22 protein-coding genes are annotated in these 22,059 nt (G+C 36.0%); 3 read left to right on the plus strand and 19 right to left on the minus strand.

Annotation, left to right across the window (positions count from 1 at the left end):
• Positions 1-69: 69 nt before the first annotated feature.
• From ACEVFT_RS12625 to ACEVFT_RS12650, 6 genes are all read right to left on the minus strand, one after another.
• Positions 70-858, minus strand: coding sequence for an MBL fold metallo-hydrolase (locus tag ACEVFT_RS12625; RefSeq protein ID WP_205446286.1), 789 nt, complete (start codon positions 856-858; stop codon positions 70-72).
• A complete protein-coding gene (locus ACEVFT_RS12630) occupies positions 858-1,682 on the minus strand; it encodes a two-component system regulatory protein YycI (RefSeq protein WP_205446287.1) in 825 nt (274 codons plus the stop codon). The genes ACEVFT_RS12625 and ACEVFT_RS12630 overlap by 1 nt, the downstream gene beginning before the upstream one ends.
• Positions 1,669-2,994, minus strand: a complete 1,326-nt coding sequence (locus ACEVFT_RS12635; RefSeq protein ID WP_342533657.1) for a YycH family regulatory protein — start codon at positions 2,992-2,994, stop codon at positions 1,669-1,671. Before ACEVFT_RS12635 ends, ACEVFT_RS12630 begins: the two co-directional genes overlap by 14 nt.
• Complete coding sequence (gene walK / locus ACEVFT_RS12640; protein WP_205446289.1) at positions 2,991-4,856, minus strand: cell wall metabolism sensor histidine kinase WalK; 1,866 nt, start codon at positions 4,854-4,856, stop codon at positions 2,991-2,993. The genes ACEVFT_RS12635 and walK overlap by 4 nt, the downstream gene beginning before the upstream one ends.
• Positions 4,857-4,861: 5 nt before the next feature.
• A complete protein-coding gene (gene yycF, locus ACEVFT_RS12645) occupies positions 4,862-5,575 on the minus strand; it encodes a response regulator YycF (protein ID WP_036077923.1) in 714 nt (237 codons plus the stop codon).
• Positions 5,576-5,788: 213 nt separating this feature from the next.
• Entirely contained in the window at positions 5,789-7,252 is a 1,464-nt protein-coding gene (locus ACEVFT_RS12650; RefSeq protein WP_205446290.1) for a M23 family metallopeptidase, read from the minus strand.
• 381 nt (positions 7,253-7,633) lie between these two features.
• Here ACEVFT_RS12650 and ACEVFT_RS12655 point away from each other — a divergent pair, with 381 nt between their 5' ends.
• On the plus strand, positions 7,634-8,497 hold the full coding sequence (locus tag ACEVFT_RS12655) for a YitT family protein (protein ID WP_205447205.1): 864 nt from the start codon (positions 7,634-7,636) through the stop codon (positions 8,495-8,497).
• 44 nt (positions 8,498-8,541) lie between these two features.
• Here the strand turns inward: ACEVFT_RS12655 and ACEVFT_RS12660 are convergent, their stop codons facing one another.
• The 8 genes from ACEVFT_RS12660 to ACEVFT_RS12695 form a co-directional block, all read right to left on the minus strand.
• Positions 8,542-9,831 (minus strand): adenylosuccinate synthase, encoded by a 1,290-nt coding sequence (locus tag ACEVFT_RS12660; protein ID WP_205446291.1) that lies wholly within the window; start codon positions 9,829-9,831, stop codon positions 8,542-8,544.
• Positions 9,832-10,075: 244 nt separating this feature from the next.
• Positions 10,076-11,437, minus strand: a complete 1,362-nt coding sequence (dnaB, locus tag ACEVFT_RS12665; protein WP_004233370.1) for a replicative DNA helicase — start codon at positions 11,435-11,437, stop codon at positions 10,076-10,078.
• A 13-nt stretch (positions 11,438-11,450) separates the two neighbouring features.
• Positions 11,451-11,897 (minus strand): 50S ribosomal protein L9, encoded by a 447-nt coding sequence (gene rplI / locus ACEVFT_RS12670; RefSeq protein ID WP_205446292.1) that lies wholly within the window; start codon positions 11,895-11,897, stop codon positions 11,451-11,453.
• Positions 11,897-13,867, minus strand: coding sequence for a DHH family phosphoesterase (locus tag ACEVFT_RS12675; protein ID WP_205446293.1), 1,971 nt, complete (start codon positions 13,865-13,867; stop codon positions 11,897-11,899). Before ACEVFT_RS12675 ends, rplI begins: the two co-directional genes overlap by 1 nt.
• A 13-nt stretch (positions 13,868-13,880) precedes the next feature.
• Positions 13,881-14,822, minus strand: a complete 942-nt coding sequence (locus ACEVFT_RS12680) for a YybS family protein (protein WP_205446294.1) — start codon at positions 14,820-14,822, stop codon at positions 13,881-13,883.
• Positions 14,823-15,072: 250 nt separating this feature from the next.
• Positions 15,073-15,279: a 30S ribosomal protein S18 gene (rpsR, locus tag ACEVFT_RS12685; protein ID WP_342534819.1), complete on the minus strand. Its 207-nt coding sequence runs from the start codon at positions 15,277-15,279 to the stop codon at positions 15,073-15,075.
• A gap of 282 nt (positions 15,280-15,561) precedes the next feature.
• Entirely contained in the window at positions 15,562-16,326 is a 765-nt protein-coding gene (locus ACEVFT_RS12690) for a hypothetical protein (RefSeq protein WP_393950150.1), read from the minus strand.
• Positions 16,326-16,817, minus strand: coding sequence for an RNA polymerase sigma factor (locus tag ACEVFT_RS12695; protein WP_393950152.1), 492 nt, complete (start codon positions 16,815-16,817; stop codon positions 16,326-16,328). Before ACEVFT_RS12695 ends, ACEVFT_RS12690 begins: the two co-directional genes overlap by 1 nt.
• A 361-nt stretch (positions 16,818-17,178) precedes the next feature.
• Between ACEVFT_RS12695 and ACEVFT_RS12700 the strand changes: the two genes are divergently transcribed.
• Positions 17,179-17,445 (plus strand): hypothetical protein, encoded by a 267-nt coding sequence (locus ACEVFT_RS12700; RefSeq protein ID WP_393950154.1) that lies wholly within the window; start codon positions 17,179-17,181, stop codon positions 17,443-17,445.
• A gap of 191 nt (positions 17,446-17,636) precedes the next feature.
• On the opposite strand, the gene rpsR (ACEVFT_RS12705) is transcribed toward ACEVFT_RS12700, so the two are convergent.
• The 3 genes from rpsR (ACEVFT_RS12705) to rpsF all read right to left on the minus strand — a co-directional run bounded on the left by rpsR (ACEVFT_RS12705) (position 17,637) and on the right by rpsF (position 19,003).
• Positions 17,637-17,873, minus strand: a complete 237-nt coding sequence (gene rpsR, locus ACEVFT_RS12705) for a 30S ribosomal protein S18 (RefSeq protein WP_004233359.1) — start codon at positions 17,871-17,873, stop codon at positions 17,637-17,639.
• 229 nt (positions 17,874-18,102) lie between these two features.
• Positions 18,103-18,672 (minus strand): single-stranded DNA-binding protein, encoded by a 570-nt coding sequence (ssb, locus tag ACEVFT_RS12710; RefSeq protein WP_054610250.1) that lies wholly within the window; start codon positions 18,670-18,672, stop codon positions 18,103-18,105.
• 43 nt (positions 18,673-18,715) lie between these two features.
• A complete protein-coding gene (rpsF, locus tag ACEVFT_RS12715; RefSeq protein ID WP_205446295.1) occupies positions 18,716-19,003 on the minus strand; it encodes a 30S ribosomal protein S6 in 288 nt (95 codons plus the stop codon).
• A 177-nt stretch (positions 19,004-19,180) separates the two neighbouring features.
• Here rpsF and ACEVFT_RS12720 point away from each other — a divergent pair, with 177 nt between their 5' ends.
• A complete protein-coding gene (locus ACEVFT_RS12720; protein ID WP_393950157.1) occupies positions 19,181-19,750 on the plus strand; it encodes a DUF3267 domain-containing protein in 570 nt (189 codons plus the stop codon).
• 66 nt (positions 19,751-19,816) lie between these two features.
• On the opposite strand, the gene ACEVFT_RS12725 is transcribed toward ACEVFT_RS12720, so the two are convergent.
• A complete protein-coding gene (locus ACEVFT_RS12725; protein ID WP_393950159.1) occupies positions 19,817-20,857 on the minus strand; it encodes an acyl-CoA dehydrogenase family protein in 1,041 nt (346 codons plus the stop codon).
• A gap of 83 nt (positions 20,858-20,940) precedes the next feature.
• A complete protein-coding gene (gene ychF, locus ACEVFT_RS12730; protein ID WP_016994923.1) occupies positions 20,941-22,041 on the minus strand; it encodes a redox-regulated ATPase YchF in 1,101 nt (366 codons plus the stop codon).
• Positions 22,042-22,059: the final 18 nt, after the last annotated feature.

The raw sequence follows: 22,059 nt of genomic DNA on the forward strand, positions 1-22,059 counted from the left end.
AAAATAGCTGCCCAATGCATTTTTTTAAATGCATTGAACAGCTTCAAGTTTTGCCTAAATAGCTTATGATTAAACTGTGACTAATTTTGTTGGTTCTTCTGCATCCGTATCATAAAGATGAACATGCTCACCAACAAGGATGCCACAAGATTGCAAAGTTTGTGCGACACTCATACGTGCTAGCTCTTTCATATTATTATCTTTACTTAAATGTGAAAGATAAATATTGGTCGTCTTATCAAATACAACCTCACTCATAGCGATCGCTGCATCCTCATTAGACACATGTCCTACATCGCTTAAAATACGACGTTTAATAGACCAAGGATACCGTCCCATTTGAAGCATATTGACATCATGATTACTTTCAAAGACAAAAGAATCTGCGCCGCGGATAATTCCTTTCATACGATCACTAACATAGCCCGTATCTGTAATAATGACTAGCTTGCGATCATTTTCATGAAAAGTGTAGAACATTGGATCTGCTGCATCGTGTGAAACGGCAAAGGATTCAACAGCTAAAGAACCAAAATGCTTCACTGTATCCATTTCAAATTCAAAACGTTGCTCAACAGGAATGTCACCCACAAGCCCGTCCATCGCCTGCCACGTTTTGGCGTTTGCGTAAATTGGTACATGATATTTTCGTGCCAGTACACCAATTCCTTTAATATGATCACTATGCTCATGTGTAACAAAGATACCACTGAGTTGCTTCATATTACGGTCGATTTTTGTAAAGAGTTGCTCCATCTTTTTCCCACTAAGACCCGCATCGACGATAAAAGCATGATCGTCATTCTCTACATAAATCGAATTCCCTGTACTGCCACTTGCTAAAACACTAAATCGCATTATTCAACTCCCCAGTCTTCTTCTTCGCTCTCTTGCTTGTCCTCCTGGATTTCGATGACTTTTCCTTCTACTGCATTCACAAAGTACTCCTCTTTTGTCCCATCAGATAATTTCACTTGAACTTCCCATGTTGGCACCAATACCTGTGTACGTGTCAATTTAACAAGCGTTGAGTAACCTAGTTTCATTTGTGTAATGCGCGAGTCTGGCTTGAGCGGTCCTTTTGCATACAAAGTTTGAATAATTTGAAGTGGTGGAATAACTGTTTCCTGCTGTTCCATTTCTTCAATATTATCAATCATTGTTTGTTCATACATTGTTACTTCGTTATTTGCATTCCATTTGATTTTTAATGAACCGCTATAATAGAACATTCGGTTGTTTGTCTTTTGGAAAAAAATCGCTACTCGTTCTTCGCGATCTACTTTCCATAAAGCATAAGATGCTCCTTCAATAATGTTTGCAAGGGCAAAATCTGTAAAGCTTGCATCATCACTCACATTACGTAATTTAATAGGCCTCATAAAAATAACACGTGCCTTTGTATTATTATCATCTTTAAATTTAATTTGTTGGTTGTTATTACTAAATTCAGCTGGTGTGAATTTATGCACTTGAGCTGTCATATACGAAGCAGATTCAATATTATTTGGTAATGTGCCATATGTAATATTGTCATCTTTTAAACGAGCTTCTATTGTTCTTTCACCAGGTACCTCAATATCTTTCGCTTCATTATAGCGATTGACATAAAGTGAATACAAGAAGATGTTAAGTATTAAAAAAACGAATATAAAAATAGATTTTGTTCTATTCCAATCCATTTTTAACACCTCCTAATACTTCAGGAGTCAGTTTAGTCCAGCTACCATTACGAATAACAAACCAACAAGGTTCGAATATAAATATATTCTGTTCTTGATTTTGTGTTAAATAATAGCCCAAGACAATTTCATCAATATCAGACAAAGGTATACTGTTAGCGCTTTTTAATCTCTCTGCGATCTCCGCACCAGATGCTAATTCTTTAATTTCTTTCTCTAATGATATATCCATATCCAATGAGAAGTATGGACGCTTATAATGGAAAATTCGACTATCTCCCCAAATCGTTGTCATTCGTGTAATGACATGATTGCTATAGACAGGGAAACCTTGCAGATACATTTGATAATCTATTTGATTTTTATTGGTATTGGATGAAGCATAGCGGAAATCTGCCGTAAATCCTCCATGCTCATTAATAAATTCAAAGCTATCCTTTAAAAGCTTGGAAGGCTCGACTCTAATACTACTTTCTGCAGCTGGATATACATAGTTTAATGATTTTAGATTTGTTTCTAAGGTCATTAATGACATACCATCTGTATATTTTTCAGAGGATGCACTTTCAACATTACGCTGCACAATATTTGGATCTGGGAATAACACATTTTTAAATAATTCTGGTGTAATATCCTCAATAAAGTACGTATATTTTACAGATTCAATATTACTGTTTGCCAGATAAAGAGATGTATAGCCCTCTCTCTCCACTTCTTTAAAAATCTCATATTTTTTTGCAGGCTCAATGACTTCCTGTATAAATTGATTCATGTTTGGCACACTGACATGTGAGCGGAATAATGATTGGTTATTGCCACTAATGTAATACAACATTAATTCTTTGCTATTATAATTACTCCAATCTATAATCATACGATTGAACGTTGTTTCTGGTAATTCCTTATCAGTGAACTGAAAAGTCGTGTTAAAAGCTGAAAAGGGAATCTCTCCGGTAAAAAAGATAGTCATCCGATGATCTGCACCAATAATTTGATTCACATAGTTTGCAGAAAGATTGTTGTTTACAGGCACTAAATCTAAAACATTCCAGCCTTTAAATACTTTCATCATATCTTTCATAGCTGCGTTAGAAACCGTACCTGTAAACTCTTCTTCAGAACGGAAAATAGCCTTGTATGGGCGAATAATATCCTCCATATCTTTTTGCGGCTTAATTAAAATTTCCTCTCCCTCTGTTTTTTCAATGTATTTATAATCAGGTGTATAAGTCCAAATTAAAAAGGTTAAGATCACACTCAGCATGACAAGTAGAAATAATACAACAGATTTAACCGGCTCTATATATTTCATTCCCACTCACCTGCCTCACCAAATTCATCTGCATCATATGGTAATGTGAAGAAAATTGTTGTACCCTGTCCTTCTTCACTTTCAGCCCAAATCTTACCACCGTGTGCTTCAATCATTTCCCGCGCAATAGCTAATCCCAAACCTGTTCCTCCCATAGAACGAGCACGAGCACGATCCACACGATAGAAGCGATCAAAAATACGACCAACGTTTTCTTTAGGAATACCCATGCCATCATCTGAAATCATGACCTTCAGCATGTCCTCTTGTCCAGTAAAGCCAAAGCGAATATTCCCACCATCTGGTGAATATTTAATAGCATTCGAAATGATATTATCAATGACTTGTGTGACCTTATCCGTATCAATTTCTACATAAAAGGATGTTTCAGGGAATAATCGTTCAAACTGTACTTTGTCAGACTTAGACATTTCAAATCGATCAATAATACGGTTAAAGAATGAATTAAATAAGACAATATCTTTATTCAACTCATAATCTGAACTATCCATTCTAGATAACTGCAATAAATCATTCACTAGACGGATCATACGCTCTGTTTCGGTTTGCGTTACATTTAAAAATGTAGGAGCAATATTTTCATCTTTCCATGCCCCATCTGCTAGTGCCTCTAAATAACTGCGCATTGTTGTTAATGGCGTTCTTAACTCATGTGATACATTCGATACAAATTCCCTACGATCCATTTCAATCTTTTCTTGCTCTGTTATATCGTGCAATACTGTAATCAGACCATTAATAAAGCCCGTCTCTTTTTGAATAACAGAGAAATTAGCACGAAGTATATAGGGTGCATCCGATGTACTGAAGTTTAAATTGACTGCATCATTCATATGGATTAAGTCTTCAAAGCTATATTCCTGATCAATCCCCAATACGGAGGCGATAGGACGCCCTAATGTAATATCTCTTGAAATATGCAGTAATTCTAGTGCAGGGTCATTGATTAGAATAATACGTCCCTTACGATCTGTTGCAATAACACCATCTGTCATATTACTCAGAACTGAATCTAGCTTACGGCGTTCAGCTTCTGTGGTCGATTGTGCTTCCTGTAAACGGTTGGTTAGATGATTAAAGGTGACGGCTAGCTGTCCGATTTCATCTGTACCATATACACGCACTTTCCGAGAATAGTTCCCCTTAGCCATTGCTTGAGCCTGCTTTCGCATATCAGCAATTGGCTGTGTAATCGTTCGTGCCACAAGAATACCTAAGAAGATGGTAATGACCAAGGACATTGCCGTACCACCAAGGAAAATCTGATTGATATCATTCATTTGTTCAAAAACGGATTCAATATTGGCTTCAATATAGAGTACACCAATGATTTCATCGTCTGGTCCTGCACCAGCACGAATGGGGTTCGCTAATACCCACACACGATTTCTCGTTTTATTGTCCAGCTTAATAATATCAAATAGTGTTTCAGCAGATATTGCTCGACGTACAAGATCCGTATTAGAGCGTTGGCCTATTAAATTTTGATTTTCAAGCTCAGATGTTGCAAGTATTCTTTGTCTATCATCAATAACACGGATTTCTAAAATATCACCATTCGAAACATCCCTTAAACCAGTAGAAAACTCCATAACAATTGACTTTAGGCTTTCCTCTAGTTTAGGCATGCTTTCATCGCGTTCCTTTAAAATTTCTTCACGAAGACTATATTGCATCAAGTCAACTCGCTGAAAAATGGAATCTTGGAAGTTGCTCTTCAAATTTCGTTCTAATTCACGAGCGAAATAGATACCGATAATTTGTAAAGCAAGTAATATTAATAAAATATAAATCAGCACTAGTTTGACATGAATCGATTTAAAGAAGCTCACTTTCTGCATTCCTATTACTCCTGTTCAGGATTTCGTAAATAATAACCTACACCACGTCGTGTGACAATCCAAGCTGGATGACTAGGATTATCCTCAATTTTTTCACGTAAACGGCGAATGGTTACATCAACAGTTCGTACGTCCCCAAAGTAATCATAGCCCCATACTGTTTGTAGTAAGTGCTCTCGTGTCATTACTTGTCCAATATGTTTCCCTAAATAATGAAGTAACTCAAATTCGCGATGTGTCAGTTCAATTGCCTCATCACGCTTCATTACTAAATAAGCATCTGGTTGAATAACAAGCGATCCTACGACAATCTCATTCGACTCTTCCTCAGCCTCTTCTGCTGCTGGAGCGACCACTTGTAAACGGCGCATATTGGCCTTCACACGCGCAATCAGCTCTCGTGTACTAAATGGCTTTGTGACATAATCATCTGCACCCATCTCTAAACCTAATACTTTATCAATCTCAGAGCCTTTAGCTGTTAGCATAATAATTGGGAAGTCGTATTTTTTACGAACCTCTCTACAAACTTCCATTCCGTCACGCTTTGGCAGCATAATATCTAAAAGCATTAAATCTGGTTGCTCTTCCTCTACTTTCTTTAATGCCTCATCACCATCATAGGCACAAATAACTTTATAGCCTTCTTTTATTAAATTAAATTGCAAAATATCTGCGATTGGTTTCTCATCGTCAACAACTAAAATTGTTTTGTTCATACATTCTCTCCCTTTCGCTTTTTATCTATTCTTAAACAATGTGTATTGGTAAATTCACTACTCTTAACTCTATCATGCTTTCGCATTCTATGCATTAATCGATATTCGATCCTTCTAATACTGTGACATAAAGCGATGTATTTCAACAATTATTTCTCGGGAAATAATAGAAAAAGACAGTCCATTATTTGGACTGCCTTCTATTCAACATGTTTATCGGCCTACATAAGATAACGGATTTTCTAATGAACCGTTCTTTTCAACTTCAAAATGCAAATGTGTACCTGTCGAATTTCCAGTGGAACCCATAATACCGATCACAGAACCTTTTTCCACTACTTGTCCTACTTCAACATTGATTGAAGATAGATGTCCATAAAGTGTTGTAAAACCATTATTGTGATTAATAACAATGCGATTACCATAGGTGCCAGAAGTGCCAGCTGCAACAACTACACCATTATCAGCAGCTAAAATATTATAGTTACTTGGTCGAGCGATATCAATACCACGATGGAAGGCTCCCCAACGTTCACCCATACCACTTGAAATATAGCCCCCGACTGCTGGCCATGCAAATTCACCAGTTCCACGTGAAGAAATAACCTTTGTACCGACTACTTCAATTTCATCTACTGGTTGTTGAAGGATTTTTTCCTCTAAGGCAACTTTTGATGTCTGCGTACCATTTTCAGATGTTAATGCATAGGTTGTTTCTTTTTTTCCATTAACACCTTCTTGCTTGATGACCTTTTCACCTTTATACATTGTAGGATCTTCTTCGACTACTTTTTTAAACGGAATGATATCCGCAACTTTCTTTTCCTTTTTTACTTCAAGTGTTACAAACGGCTTTGCCACAGTAACATTTAATTCTTGTCCAATTTGTAAAACTGTATCCACTGTAATATCAGAATTCAGAGCTAACAGTTCGCTTGTTGTTAAATTATGTTTTTTAGCAACCGACCCTAACACATCTCCAGATTGAATTTTATACGTTTCCTGCTCAAGATAGCCTGTCATTAAATATTTCACGGCTTGCTCAGGTGATACAATATCAGTTGGTGTAACTTTTTGTGATAATCCTGAAACTCCTTGTTTAAAAGAAACATCTAGAAGTCGGGACTCACCATTCTGTAATTCTGGTAGATTATTATTAGATTGTTGGTTTTTAGATAATTTCTCTAATTCTTGCTGAGAAACATATTGTAGCTTTAACATTTGAACCGTTTTTTCATAAGCTTCCGTATTCTTTAATGATACTACCGGTTTATGATTTACTAATAATGTAAAGGCATCAGATTTAGCTACTAAAGATTGCTTAAGTTTTGATAATGTTTCTGCATCTTTTGTTTCATTTGTAAATACTTGTTCTGGGATTATTTTAACAGCTGAGCTAGCATCAATGGATAAACCTTTGAATTGCTGACTTGCTACTTTTTCTTTTGATGCAATAATTTCTTGAATCGCTTTCTCATCAGACACTGCACCAATATATTCATTCCCTACATAAACGTGGTAAATTTTATTTAAGTTTTCTTTGTTATATTCCTTAGCAAATCCCATATTAATCGTTAGACTTGTCATTAAAACTACAATGATTGAAGCCTTTTTAAAAGAAGAAAAATTGTAGGTGAATCTATTGTTTTCTTCTTTTCTATTCCAAAACGAATTCATCAATAAAGCCCCTTCCAACTTTACCCTACTGTAGGATGATTTACCCACAAGGATTTTTTGCACCCCTATAATGTACCATAAAGAAAATGACGTTTGAACGATTTCGCTCTTTTGTAATGTAAATGTATTATTTATCTACTTATTGTTACATAGAATATATTTTATATAGTTTATAAATACTGTATTTTTATTCATATACTGGTTCTTAAAATACAATTTAAAAAATATCATGGGTATACTATTCTTTAATTTTTTTCAAGTGAATTTGGGCTTAACACTTTTTACTTTTTTAATATTCCGATAAAATGTATATAGAAGGTACACTATTTGATTGGAGCGATTAAATTGAGTGATTCACAAACCTCTGAGAACACAGCAAAAATGTTGAGACCTCAGAAAAATAGCATGCGGAAAGTTTTTGCAAGAATTGTTATGGTGTCGCTAGGTGCGATTATAATGGCATTGGGCTTAGAATTGTTTTTAGTACCTAACCACATTATGGATGGTGGAATCGTAGGTGTTTCCATTATCACATCTCATTTATTAAATTTACCCCTTGGTATTTTCATCTTCATTTTAAACTTACCTTTTATTTTTTTAGGCTATAAACAAATTGGTAAAACCTTCGCACTGTCGACAGGTCTAGGTATTACCGTACTCTCGTTCGCAACACTTGCCTTACATACTATCCATCCATTTACGGAAGACACATTATTGGCAACAGTTTTTGGAGGAATGATTTTAGGAGTTGGTGTCGGTATTGTCATTCGTTATGGAGGTTCATTGGATGGAACTGAAATATTAGCTATTTTATTTAATAGCAAGACACCTTTTTCAGTTGGAGAAATCATTATGTTCTTCAATGTCATTATTTTTACGGTGGCAGGTTTTATTTTTAATTGGGAACAAGCCATGTACTCCATCATTGCATACTATATTGCCTATAAAATGATTGATATTGTTATTCAAGGATTGGAAGAATCGAAATCTGTTTATATCATAAGTGATGACATTGATGAAATTGGACAAACTATTATGGATCGACTTGGTCGTGGCGTTACTTTCCTTCACGGAGAGGGAGCTTATACGGGGAATGACAAGAAAGTCATATTTACCGTTATTACTCGTTTAGAAGAGTCTAAATTGAAAACAATCGTCGCTGAAATAGATGACAATGCGTTTCTAGCCATCGGTAATATCGCCGAGGTAAAAGGTGGTCGCTTTAAGAAGAAGGATATTCACTAAAAAAGGGCATGCCGCATTTGGCACGCCCTTTTCATTTTATTTCATTATGCTTCCCAAACGTCCACTAACACGTTTGTTTGCTCACGTGCAGGTCCAACAGAGAAAGTAGCAATTTGAATGCCCGTTAGTTCGCTAATACGCTCCACATAGCGGCGTGCATTTTCAGGTAGCTCTTCTAAAGTTCGGCAGCTTGTTACATCCTCTGACCAGCCTGGAAGCTCTTCATAAATCGGTTCACATTGTTCAATAATATGAAGATTTGCTGGATATTCTGTAATTGTTTCACCTTTATAGTTATATGCTGTACAAATTTTTACTGTTTCTAAACCAGATAAAACATCGATAGAGTTAAGGGCAAGATGAGTAATGCCACTTACACGGCGTGAGTGACGAACAACGACTGTGTCGAACCAGCCTACACGACGTGGACGACCAGTTGTTGTACCGTATTCGCGACCTACCTCGCGAATTTGTTGACCCACTTCATCAAATAACTCTGTTGGGAAAGGACCATCTCCTACACGAGATGTATAGGCTTTGGATACACCTATAACACTTGTCACGCGTGATGGACCAACACCAGCGCCAATCGCTACTCCTCCTGCAACTGGATTTGAAGATGTTACATATGGATACGTACCTTGATCGACATCAAGTAAAATTCCTTGTGCACCTTCGAATAGCACTTTACCGCCTTCATCAAGGACATCATTTAAGATTTTAGATGTATCAGCGACATATTTTGCAATTTCTTGTCCATAACCATAGTATTCCTCGAAAATTTCTTCGAATGTTACCCCTTCAACTTCATAGAATTTCTCAAATAATTTATTTTTAATGGCTAAATTATGACGTAGTTTTTCTTCAAAGATTTCCTTATCAAGTAAGTCAGCCATACGAATCCCAATACGTGCTACTTTATCTTGATAACAAGGTCCAATTCCTTTACAAGTTGTGCCGATTTTATTGTCTCCGCGACTTTCTTCATCAGCTATATCTTGTTTAATATGATAAGGCAAAATAACATGTGCACGATTAGAAATACGTAGATTATCTGTATTAATACCGCGCTCTTGTAAACCTTTAAGCTCCGTTACCAGTGATTTTGGATTCACAACTAATCCATTACCAATTACTGAAGTTTTTTCTTTATAGAAGATCCCCGATGGAATTAAATGTAATTTATAAGTTTCACCATCAATTTTAATGGTATGTCCTGCATTATCTCCACCGGCAAAACGAGCGATGGCATCGGCTTTGTGCGAAAGGAAATCTGTAATTTTACCTTTTCCTTCGTCTCCCCACTGTGTTCCTACAACTACTACTGATGTCATAATCAGCACCTCCGTTAGATACCTTTGTATCTCAAATTTCAAGCCTCAATTATTGTAACAATGATAGAAACAACTCGTCAATAAAAAACAGTGAAAAAACACGAACATAAAATCAAAAAATCTGATTTAACGTTCGTGTTTAATAACAGAATGGTATGAATATTATCGAACATTCAGATTAATTCATTCTAAGGGTAATATTTCATTACGGATAGGCAACTTATCTGAATGACGAATAACATGACTAATCACGTGGCGGTGGTGGTGGCATTTGTGACCAATCCACATTAATGAATTTATTGAATTCTTTTTTAAAGGCAAGTGTAACGGTTCCTGTTGGACCATTACGTTGTTTCGCAATGATAATTTCGATCATATTTTTATTCTCAGATTCTTTATCGTAATAATCATCACGGTATAAAAACGCAACAATATCAGCATCTTGCTCAATACTTCCCGATTCACGTAAGTCACTCATCATTGGCCGTTTATCTTGTCGCTGCTCAACTCCACGAGATAACTGTGATAAAGCAATAACAGGTACCTTTAATTCACGGGCTAATCCCTTTAAGGAACGTGAAATCTCTGATACCTCTTGCTGACGGTTTTCTCCTGGCTTGCCACTACCCTGAATCAACTGTAAATAATCGATTAAGATCATTCCTAGTCCATTTTCCTGTGCTAAACGACGACATTTTGCACGAATTTCATTGATACGTACACCAGGTGTATCATCAATAAAAATCCCTGAATTCGATAAACTACCCATTGCCATAGTTAGTTTACCCCAATCTTCTGTAGTTAAAGCACCTGTACGTAAAACTTGTGCATCTATATTTCCCTCTGCACAAAGCATACGCATTACCAGTTGCTCTGCACCCATCTCTAAAGAAAAGATTGCTACATTTTCACGTGCTTGTACGGCAACACTTTGCGCAACATTCAATGCAAAGGCCGTTTTCCCTACAGATGGACGTGCAGCAACAATGATTAAGTCGTTGCGCTGAAAGCCAGCAGTAATGTTATCTAAATCACGGAAGCCAGTTGGTATACCCGTTACTTCTCCCTTTTGTGATTGAAGTTGCTCAATATTATCGAAAGTTTCCACTAGCACATCTTTAACATGCTTAAAGTCTCCTGCATTCTTACGATTGGCAACCTCCATCATTTTCTTCTCTGCCTCACCTAATAATGCCTCTACTTCGTCTTCACGCGTATAGCCGTCCTCGACGATTTTCGTAGCGACCCGAATCAATCGACGTAAGAGGGCCTTTTCCTCAACGATTTTGGCATAATGGGCGACATTGGCAGCTGTAGGGACAGCATTGGCGAGCTCTAGTAAATAAGAAAGCCCGCCAACGTCCTCAATCTCTTTTTTAGCTGATAATTCTTCAGTAACTGTTACAACATCTATCGCTTTTCCTTGATCACTCAAGCGCAACATCGTTTCGAAAATTTTCTTATGGGCATTTAAATAAAAATCATCTGCCAATAAAATTTCTGATGCTGTTATTAATGCTTGTGGCTCAAGGAAGATAGCACCGATAACCGATTGTTCCGCCTCCCGGTTATGCGGTGGAACGCGGTCCATCATCGGTTCACTCATGGATCGTCGCTCCTTATTCTTCCGTTACATGTACTTTTAACGTTGCTGATACTTCATGATGTAGTTTTACAGGAACATTTGTAAAGCCAAGTGAACGAATTCCATCAGGTAAAGTCATTTTACGTTTATCAATTTTAATGCCATGCACTTTTTGTAATGCATCAGCAATTTGCTTTGTAGATACTGAGCCAAATAAGCGGCCACCTTCACCTGATTTTGCTTTTAGCTCAACTGTTAGTGCTTCTACTTTTTCCTTTAATGCTTGTGCTTCAGCTAATTCAGCAGCTGCATTTTTGGCCTCTAATTTTTTTTGCCCATCTAATTGGCTTAAAGCTTGCGCATTTGCTTCCGCTGCATAGCCATTCTTAATTAGGAAATTTTGTGCATAGCCATCAGCTACATTTTTAATTTCACCTTTTTTTCCTTTTCCTTTAACGTCTTTTAAAAATACTACTTTCATTAGTCAGAACTCCCTTCAAAGACCTCATTTATGGCCTCTTCTAAATGTTTTTTCACACCATCAATGGATTTAGCATCTATTTGGCAGGCAGCATTTGTTAAATGTCCACCGCCGCCGAGCCTCTCCATAATTAGCTGTACATTGACCTCGCCAAGTGAGCGTGCACTTATACCAATTTTTCCATCTGCCCGATGCGCAATGACAAATGATGCACTAACATCCTTCATCGTTAGTAATATATCTGCTGTTTGCGCAATTAAGACAGAGTCATACACTTTTGATTCTTCACCTACAGCAACAGCTACTCCAGGTTTTACGAACTTAACTGTTTGCACAATTTTGGAGCGCTCTATATATGTGTCCACGTCCTCCTTTAAGAGACGTTGGACCAACACTGTATCTGCACCATTTGTTCGTAAATAAGAAGCAGCTTCAAATGTACGTGCTCCTGTTCGAAGTGTAAAGCTTTTGGTATCAACAATAATACCTGCCAGCAATGCAGTAGCTTCTAGCATATTGATCTTTGCACGCTTCGGCTGATATTCTAGTAACTCTGTCACTAGCTCAGCTGTGGACGACGCATATGGCTCCATATAAACAAGTGTAGGATTTTCGATAAAGTCCTCACTTCGACGATGATGGTCGATTACAACCACCTTTTCAGCTAATTTCAATAGGTGTGCATCAATTACTAAATTCGGTTTATGTGTATCAACAATAACGAGCAACGATTTCTCAGTCATTTTACCAGCGGCTTCCTCTGGTGTAAGGAAATTTTCATAGAAATCTGATTTACTCTCTATTTCATTCATTAATCGTGTAACGCTACCATTTAATTCATCAAAATTGATGATGACATAGCCCTTTACATCATTCATTTGAGCCATTTTCCGTACACCTACAGACGCACCAATGGAGTCCATGTCAGGATTTTTATGTCCCATAACAAACACTTGGTCACTGTCTTGAATTAAATCGCGTAATGCATGTGAAATAACGCGCGCTCTAACACGTGTACGTTTTTCAACTGGATTTGTTTTTCCACCATAGAATTTAAGTTTTCCAGTAGGTTGCTTTATTGCCACTTGGTCACCACCCCGTCCTAAAACAAGATCTAGACTTGATTGTGCCAACTCACCAAGCTCAACTAATGAGGATGATCCAGCTCCTACCCCAATACTTAATGTTAACGATAAATTCTTTTGAGCTGTTTTTTCACGAATGGTATCTAAAATAGCAAATTTTTTCTTTTCCAGCTCCGTTAAAATGGATTCATTTAATACTGCTAGGAAACGATCGGATGATATTCGTTTGACAAACACACCATGCTCGGCAGCCCATTCATTGACAATTGAAGTAACCATTGTGTTAGTTAAACTACGTGGTTGATCGTCCATGGCTTGCGTGATTTCATCGTAATTATCGACAAACAATATAGCGATTACTGTACGGTCTGCAAAGTATTGCTTTTCAATGGCAATCTGTTCAGTTATATCAAAGAAATACAGTAGTCGTTCCTCTTTTTTATAATAAACCCGATATTTCCGATCACGTAATGTAATCGTAGCCTCATTTGTTTCCTCGGTCTTCATTAACACGTAGATATCATCGGATATATTGACAATACCTTCACCCACTAATGATTCCACATTAAGGATACCTTGCATATATGGATTAGACCATTCTATTTCATATTGCTCATTAACCAGAAGTATCCCGATCGGCATTTCAAGCAATGCCTCTTCCCCTACTTTTTTCATACGGAAGGAAATAGATTCAATATGCTTTTCCGTTTCCTCATAAGCTATCTTTTCTACCTTCCATGTGTAGGTCATCAGTAAAACAAAACCTACACCATAACCGATACCTATCCCGATATTCCAAATACATAGAAGCACGAACGTCACAGTTCCAAATATGGAAAGAACAAAAAGCGGATAGCGAATTGGTCGTTTTCTAAAAGTCCCCATTACAATCAGCCCCTTATTCTTTAGTCTTCCCCTTTACAAGTGAACGTACGTCAAAACCTAAATCAACAATACCGAGTAAGATCATGAAGGATGATAAAGGAATTGCTAACAAAGTAGCTACCCATTTAACACCGTTTGGCATCCCTTTTTTAGAAATAAAATAATGGATAAAAGATATTCCTTGTAGAATGAGTAACAACCATAAAATATAAGAAACATTTAATACAATGATATCTAGCGTAGAACCAGCCTCTGGACGCATGAATAAATTAATGCATAAAACAATCATGTAATACCATAAAATAGAGCGTGGTAATCTCATATTTTGGAACGGAGCAAATTTAGGAACATCTACTCCTAGTCGTTTTAGAGCTGGTAAATTTACTGTAATGATAATAAATGCAGCAAAAAATGCTGAGATTGTTATCGTTGCAGGCATAGTCAGTTCAATTGTTTTAAACATCGCCTCAAGCTGTTCTGGATTTATGGCTACTTGACCTGTTACATTCTTTGCAAATTCATTAGATTGCTCATAATTTTTACGCGCCATCTCTAAACTCATGTTAATGAAGTCAATTCCTGAAAGCTTTACATAGGCAATATAAACAATTGCCATCGAGATAAGATTAGCAATCCCCATGGACATAAATAAATAAAGCTTACTCTTCTTCAGATAAATGGCGTTACCCATAACGACACCTAATAACCCTAAAATAAAGGCAAATGGCAGCATGGATATTCCACTCGTTATAGTGGTTAGGATACAGCCTACTATTGCTACGAGTATTGATGTGGAACGCTTGTAATTTGCGCTATACCAAGCAATCGGTAGTGGAGCGAATAATAAAGCTACTATAAAGATGAATGGTACATATGCAGAAATTAACATTAAAATTGTAAAAAGTGCAACCATCATTGAGCCTTGTACAAGCGCTTTTGTTTGATTATTCGGCATTGAAAACCTTCCTTTTTTTCAGTCAAACTTACTACCCTTTATTGTACCATTTTTTCATAGTATTGAACAAAAATCACTTAGATCACTATGTACATTGTCATTATTTTTTCAATTTTAATTCAGACTTTTACCTAAGTGGTTGATAATTTCCTTTTTAACCATAACAAAAAACCAGCATACCCGATACGAATATCGTAATATGCTGGTTTTTAAAATTGATGTAAGGTCAGTTACCTTACCATCATCAATCTTATTTGTCTTCTGCTACGAATGGAAGTAATCCCATAATACGAGATACTTTGATAGCTGAAGTTAATTTACGTTGGTACTTAGCGCTAGTGCCAGTTACGCGACGTGGTAAAATTTTACCGCGTTTAGAGATGAATTTTTTTAATAAATCTACATCTTTATAGTCGATATGCGTAATGTTATTAGCGGTTATTTGGCATGCCCAAATTTAGTATAAAATGAACTATTTTTATTTTCCATTAATAAATATTGACAAACTATTGGATGGTTTAGTTGGAGAAAAGTTTCTACATATTTTATAAAATATAAATATACGTACTAATTAACTTTCTAAATCCTACATAAATTCCGTAGCCAACAATACTACCAAGAGTAATAAGTATCCTCGCCAATGTTTGGTTTCTAATCTATCCTGTAGATTTTTCTACTAGTTCTTCTTTTCTCCAGTTAACTTAGTTCTTTGTACATTAGTATTATCATCTCGATTATTTTAATTTAGCTTTAATGAAATAGATTTTGATTCGATAGAATTTGATTCTTGAGTTACAATAATATCTTGTTGTTCAGACTTTCCATCTGTATATTTTATAATTACTTTGATTATTATGTCATCATCTATTACCAAATTACCATCATGATGAATTACAAATGAATATTTATATTTATCCTGTTCATTATACTTAACTGTATAGGTATTTCCAATGTCCTTTGTAGCAGAATATATATCTGAACCAGGCGAATTTCCAATGGTGACTATCTTTTCTGACAATAACCAGTCTTTGTCTGCATATTCTTTAGCTGTTAGTATAACATCCTCTAAAAACTTGCCTTTGTTAATGGTATAAGTAATTGAGTCGATATGTTCTCCACTTATATTTAGCATAATATTTGTAAAAATTAAACCACCTGTATCACCAGTTCGATCAATTGTAATACCTCTAGTTTCAGTTGATAATTCAAAAGTGGCTTTATCTGATGAAAGTTTGGTATTAGACTGATTCCCATCATTACTCAATGCATAAGCTGTGATTGCAAAATTTGCGCCTTGAAAGTTTCCATTCTTATTGAAAAGTGGAATGCCTATCATAATTGACAATAGGATTCCAAATGCACAAGCTACAGAAATCCACCTTTTAAAATTTAATTGTCCCGATTTTTTCTTTTTAATAATATTACTATTCTCTTTCAGGCGATTTTTCATAGTTTTTGACATTTCAATAGAATTAACCGCTTCTTTAATTTTATCAAAGTTCATCATTCATTCTCCTTTCGATATCTTTCTCGAATAAGCTCTCTTCCACGTTGTAATCGCTTTTTAACTGCTGAAGTAGTAATGGCAAGTATTTTTGCTATTTCATCTACTTTATAGCCCTCTACATAATGAAGTAACAATACAATCTTATGTTTATTTGGCAATCTCATAAGATGTTCGATTAAATCATAGTTTTCATCATCCTTACAATATAGTTGCAAATCATTGATATCCATATGTTTACGAATAATATTGTACCTTCTCATATTCTTGCAGCGATTTGTAGCAATAGTAATCAACCATGCTTTCTCATGTTCTGAATCGTTAAATGGTGTAGATTTAGTTAGATAGGTAATAAAAGTATCTTGTACGACATCCTCTGCATCATTCTCATTACATAGAATAACGAGACACATTCTAAAAAGCATATTTCCATATTTATCAACAATTCGTTCTATATCTAGTTCGTTCGACCAAACTAATTGTTGCAACATCCATCAACTCCTTTCACTTATAACACACATGAAGATACCATTTGGTGACATTTTATATAAAATAATTTTAGAAAATAATCTTACCTAAAAACTGATCAGTGCTTATAATTGAAAAAATATTTTCCAATAGTCTTATATCAGAATCTAACCTTATTAAATTGTGTAATTCGTTTGCAAAGTAGATAAGAATATCGATTTTAGGTACCTATCGTTGAAGATTTTTACTTAAACTAAAGAGGTAGTTTAATTTAACAAAAATCAGTTTGATTGGTAATGTAATACAATGCATTGAAATAATAATGTAAAGTGGAATAAGTTTTTTTACTTTTTTGACCAATCAGGGATTTAGAGGTGATTAGTGATGACACTCAAATGGTTATGGATATTAGTTATTACGTTTAGCTTACTAGAATGGATTTCAATCCCATTCATAGGAGCATTTTCAGGAAAACTATATCAATTAGTTGATGGTATATTAATAATTGCGTTTATTATTTACCCATTATTTTTCATTACTTCTCTTTTACTATTACAAAAGGGAATTAAAAAAATTGGTGCAGTAATTTTGCTTATTCCATTAATCGTGTATGCACCCTTGCTAATAGATCTTCAACCGTTGCTTAAATAATGTGTTACTAATTGAATTAACAGGTGATTTAGTTTAAGAAGAAATATGCTTATGATCTTCCACAATCGGGTGCGTTTGTGGAATAATCCTAACTTTCCTTTATAGCAACAATCTTTGAGAAAACAGTATAAATAAAAAAAGCACAACAAAGGTTATGAAAACCTTGTTGTGCTTTTATTAATAAATAAATTTTATTTATCTTCAGCAACGAATGGAAGTAATCCCATAATACGAGATACTTTGATAGCTGAAGTTAATTTACGTTGGTACTTTGCACTTGTGCCAGTTACGCGACGTGGTAAAATTTTACCGCGTTCAGAGATGAATTTCTTTAAAAGATCTACATCTTTGTAATCGATATGCGTAATATTGTTTGAAGTGAAGTAGCAAACTTTACGGCGTTTGCGGCCTCCGCGACGTGGTGCCATAGTGTGTCTCCTCCTTATCAGATTGTAGTATTTAAAGATTACACATATGTCTTATAATAAACCACCGTAATACTATATTTTTCAATAAATTACACAGTAAGTTTAAGCACTGTAAATAACCTTTAATTTTTAGATGAAAACCTTGTCTAAGATTACACACAGTAACTCTTTAGAAAGGCCAATTTAACAAGCTTTCTAAGAAAATCCCAGATTACTCATTCTAAGTTTCTCAAAATGGAAGATCATCCTCTGATACTTCTATTGGTCCTTTGCTATTCGCAAATGGATCCTCATCTACACGTGTATAATTCGGCTGATTCATAGGTGGTTGATTTTGCTGATAAGCATCGCCGCCATAGGAACCCTGCCCTGGCATAGCGCCACCAAACTGTTGTTGTGGTTGACCACCGCCATATGACGGTTGGTTATTACCGTAAGTTTGTCCACCACCATATTGAGGAGCAGGAGCACCGCTACCATTACGGGGTTCTAAAAACTGTACGCTATCCGCCACGACATCTGTTGTGTATACTCGCTTACCGTCTTGTCCTTCATAACTGCCTGTCTGGATACGACCTTCTACCCCAATTAAACTCCCTTTTCGCATGAAGTTCGCTAGGTTTTCAGCCTGTTTTCGCCAGGCAACACAGCTAATGAAATCAGCTTCGCGTTCACCTTGTTGATTTGAGAATGCACGGTTTACAGCTACTGTAAATCTTGTAGACGCAACTCCATTCGGTGTATAACGTAGCTCAGGATCTTTTGTTAGTCTTCCAACTAATACGACACGGTTTATCATCAGAATACAACCTCCTTTTCAGCATTTTGTAAAAATTTAATAATTAAGCTTCTTGGCGAACTGCAATGTGGCGAATGATGTCTTCGCTGATGTTAGCAAGACGTGTATACTCGTTGATTGCATCTGAAGTAGCGTTTACTTTTACGATTTGGTAGTAACCTTCGCGGAAGTCTTGAATTTCATAAGCTAAGCGGCGTTTGCCCCACTCTTTTGATTCGATGACTTCTGCACCGTTAGAAGTTAAGATTTCGTTGAAACGTTCAACTAAAGCTTTCTTCGCTTCGTCTTCAATGTTCGGACGTACGATGTACATTAATTCGTATTTTCTCATCTGTTTACACCTCCTTATGGACTTAGGCTCTCCTATTTAAGGGAGCAAGGAGCAAGTAATTAATTATTACTCACATCAATGAATTGTAACATATAGGTACATGTCTTTCAAGTCACAAACTAATAATTCATTATATAATAACAGTATATTTCAATTATCTATGAAAGGAGTGCCTTCATGTTCACCAATGATGAGGAACCTATCGTTATCGAATTAGATTTAAAAAAATTAATGATCGACAATTTTGTCATTACAAGTGGTCTTGTCATATTATTTATAGCCATTCAATATATTTGCTTTAAAGATTTTCATTTTTCTTTTTGGAATATGGTTGGTGGCACAGCACTATTTGTCGTACTGTATATAATTTTTATTATCCTACATGAGGCTTTTCATTTAATTGGCTTTATGATTTTTGGCAAAGTGCCCTATAAAGCTTTGAAATATGGCGTAAATTTAGAGTTGGGCATTGCCTATGCAACTACTGAGCAACCTCTCTACAATCATGCTATGAAAAAGGCTCTATTACTGCCATTCTGGACAACTGGTGTACTCCCAACTATCATTGGGTTTTATCTTAACAGCACCGTTTTAATCTTGATAGGGGCGGTGTTAATAGCCGGTGCCGTAGGTGATTTTGCCATGTATAAAGAACTACGGAAATATCCGAGAAATGCTATCGTACAGGATGATCCCAAATTACCCAAGCTGTATGTTTATACATCAAAGAAAAAGGATGCCCAGTAAAGTAAGACTACATAAACATATAGAATCTGTAGATTAAAATGAATAGCTACAGATTCTATTTATACTTTAAGGAGTTAAAAATCCATGCTGGGCTGCTGTATATAAATTTCTCCAAATTCGATTAATCGTGGATGTTTCTGTAATAGCATCCATACCGAGACTGCGTATTAAATTATTCGCTATCTCTAAGCAAGCAGCAGCTATATCCTTAGTCATTTGGGTAAATTGTGATAATTCATCTTCTGTTAATTCATCACCTATTTGATGCTTTTGCCAATAGACAGATAATGTTGCGAAGAACTGCTCCTCACATTGCTTGAAACGTTTCTGCTGCTGCATCCATAAAAATTGTAAGGCTCCAATTCGTTCAGTTCTGCTTATATCATCATTTCGTTGCTTCATTAAAGCAAAAGCTTCTTCTAAAAAATTCTCTGTAATCCCAAGACAAACACCTAAAAAGGAAGCCTCCGCAAAAGTGGTGAATGGAAAGCTATGCACTGAATTGCCATAATCATTTCTGATTGTACCTAATTGAAAAGTAGCTTCCTGAGGCACCCAAACGTTGTTTACACGGATTGTATGACTTGCTGTTGCCTTCAAACCCATTGCAGACCAATCATTCAAAATCTCAACATCTTGTGGATTCACTGAGCAGCTAATAATTTTTTCTGTTTTGATACCATCTTCTTCAATTAAGCAATTCATCGTAAATGTCGAAGCATAATTAGAACCACTACAATACTTCCATTGCCCTGTTACATAGTAGCCACCAGCTGTTTTGACAGCTATACCCGTTGGATATCCACTACCTGCTATAACTGCTTCTTTAGGAGAATAGATTTTTTCACAGATTTCCTGACTGAATGTTGGAATAAATGCATTTCCACCTGTACCAATCGTAATGAGCCACCCAAAATTGCCATCAAGTGCAGACATCTGCTGGAATACCTTTACACCTTCTACTAAATCTAAATCCTTACCACCTAATTCTCTTGAAGTGAACAATTTGAATAGTTGTTGTTCATAAATATAATCTAAGACATCTTGTGGCAGCATCCCCAATTGCTCAAACTCTAACCCACGTTCCTTAATTTGCATAACATTCATTCAAAGGTTGCCTCCATACACTAAAAATTCTGATAACTATGCAATCGAAAAAGGGCAACCATATAGATTGCCCATGTTAGTTTTTATACATTAAAGCGGAATAACATAATATCGCCATCTTGTACTTCATATTCTTTACCTTCAAGACGTACTTTACCAGCTTCCTTAGCTGCTGCTTGAGAACCTGCCTCTAGTAGATCATCATATGCAACTGTTTCTGCACGAATAAAGCCGCGCTCAAAGTCAGTATGAATGATACCTGCACATTGTGGTGCCTTCATTCCTTTACGGAACGTCCAGGCACGTACCTCTTGTACACCTGCAGTAAAATACGTAGCTAATCCTAATAAATCATAAGAAGTACGAATTAATTGATCTAAACCAGATTCTTTAATCCCTAATTCTTCTAAGAACATAGCTTTTTCTTCATCATCAAGCTCAGAAATTTCTTCTTCGATTTTAGCACAAATTGTAATAACTTGAGCACCTTCAGCCGATGCATACTCACGTACTTTTTTCACATACTCGTTGTTGTCAGCATCTGCTACTTCATCTTCTGAAACGTTTGCTACATAAAGCATTGGTTTAATTGTTAGCAAATGAAGACCTTTAATTACCTTTAATTCATCATCTGATAGCTCAGCTGCACGAGCTGGTTTACCGTTTTCTAGTTGCTCTTTAATTTTTAGAAGTACTGGCTCTTCGATCATAGCCTCTTTATCTTTTTGTTTCGCCATTTTGCTAACTCGTTGTAAACGTTTATCTACAGATTCTAAGTCAGCTAGCGCAAGCTCTAGATTAATAACTTCAATATCATCAATTGGATCTACTGCACCGGAAACGTGCGTAATGTTTTCGTCTACAAAACAACGTACTACCTGACAAATTGCATCTACTTCACGAATATGAGCTAGGAATTTATTTCCTAATCCTTCACCCTTGGAAGCACCTTTAACAATTCCAGCGATATCTGTAAATTCAAATGCAGTTGGTACAGTTTTTTTCGGTACAACTAATTCTGTTAATTTATCTAAACGTGCATCAGGTACTTCAACGATACCAACATTCGGATCAATCGTTGCGAATGGATAGTTTGCAGCCAATGCGCCCGCTTTTGTTATTGCGTTAAATAATGTCGATTTTCCAACGTTAGGTAAACCAACGATTCCAGCTGTTAATGCCATGAATGGACACAACCTTTC

The organism is Lysinibacillus sp. PWR01, assembly GCF_043359455.1.
In the GTDB taxonomy this organism is placed as follows: Bacteria; Bacillota; Bacilli; order Bacillales_A; family Planococcaceae; genus Lysinibacillus; species Lysinibacillus fusiformis_F.

Coding starts and splice junctions, on each gene's coding strand:
- ACEVFT_RS12625 (WP_205446286.1), bottom strand. CDS start 858: ATGCGATTTAGTGTTTTAGCAAGTGGCAGTACAGGGAATTCGATTTAT.
- ACEVFT_RS12630 (WP_205446287.1), bottom strand. CDS start 1,682: ATGGATTGGAATAGAACAAAATCTATTTTTATATTCGTTTTTTTAATA.
- ACEVFT_RS12635 (WP_342533657.1), bottom strand. CDS start 2,994: ATGAAATATATAGAGCCGGTTAAATCTGTTGTATTATTTCTACTTGTC.
- walK (WP_205446289.1), bottom strand. CDS start 4,856: ATGCAGAAAGTGAGCTTCTTTAAATCGATTCATGTCAAACTAGTGCTG.
- yycF (WP_036077923.1), bottom strand. CDS start 5,575: ATGAACAAAACAATTTTAGTTGTTGACGATGAGAAACCAATCGCAGAT.
- ACEVFT_RS12650 (WP_205446290.1), bottom strand. CDS start 7,252: ATGAATTCGTTTTGGAATAGAAAAGAAGAAAACAATAGATTCACCTAC.
- ACEVFT_RS12655 (WP_205447205.1), top strand. CDS start 7,634: ATGTTGAGACCTCAGAAAAATAGCATGCGGAAAGTTTTTGCAAGAATT.
- ACEVFT_RS12660 (WP_205446291.1), bottom strand. CDS start 9,831: ATGACATCAGTAGTAGTTGTAGGAACACAGTGGGGAGACGAAGGAAAA.
- dnaB (WP_004233370.1), bottom strand. CDS start 11,437: ATGAGTGAACCGATGATGGACCGCGTTCCACCGCATAACCGGGAGGCG.
- rplI (WP_205446292.1), bottom strand. CDS start 11,897: ATGAAAGTAGTATTTTTAAAAGACGTTAAAGGAAAAGGAAAAAAAGGT.
- ACEVFT_RS12675 (WP_205446293.1), bottom strand. CDS start 13,867: ATGGGGACTTTTAGAAAACGACCAATTCGCTATCCGCTTTTTGTTCTT.
- ACEVFT_RS12680 (WP_205446294.1), bottom strand. CDS start 14,822: ATGCCGAATAATCAAACAAAAGCGCTTGTACAAGGCTCAATGATGGTT.
- ACEVFT_RS12690 (WP_393950150.1), bottom strand. CDS start 16,326: ATGAACTTTGATAAAATTAAAGAAGCGGTTAATTCTATTGAAATGTCA.
- ACEVFT_RS12695 (WP_393950152.1), bottom strand. CDS start 16,817: ATGTTGCAACAATTAGTTTGGTCGAACGAACTAGATATAGAACGAATT.
- ACEVFT_RS12700 (WP_393950154.1), top strand. CDS start 17,179: ATGACACTCAAATGGTTATGGATATTAGTTATTACGTTTAGCTTACTA.
- rpsR (WP_004233359.1), bottom strand. CDS start 17,873: ATGGCACCACGTCGCGGAGGCCGCAAACGCCGTAAAGTTTGCTACTTC.
- ssb (WP_054610250.1), bottom strand. CDS start 18,672: ATGATAAACCGTGTCGTATTAGTTGGAAGACTAACAAAAGATCCTGAG.
- rpsF (WP_205446295.1), bottom strand. CDS start 19,003: ATGAGAAAATACGAATTAATGTACATCGTACGTCCGAACATTGAAGAC.
- ACEVFT_RS12720 (WP_393950157.1), top strand. CDS start 19,181: ATGTTCACCAATGATGAGGAACCTATCGTTATCGAATTAGATTTAAAA.
- ACEVFT_RS12725 (WP_393950159.1), bottom strand. CDS start 20,857: ATGAATGTTATGCAAATTAAGGAACGTGGGTTAGAGTTTGAGCAATTG.
- ychF (WP_016994923.1), bottom strand. CDS start 22,041: ATGGCATTAACAGCTGGAATCGTTGGTTTACCTAACGTTGGAAAATCG.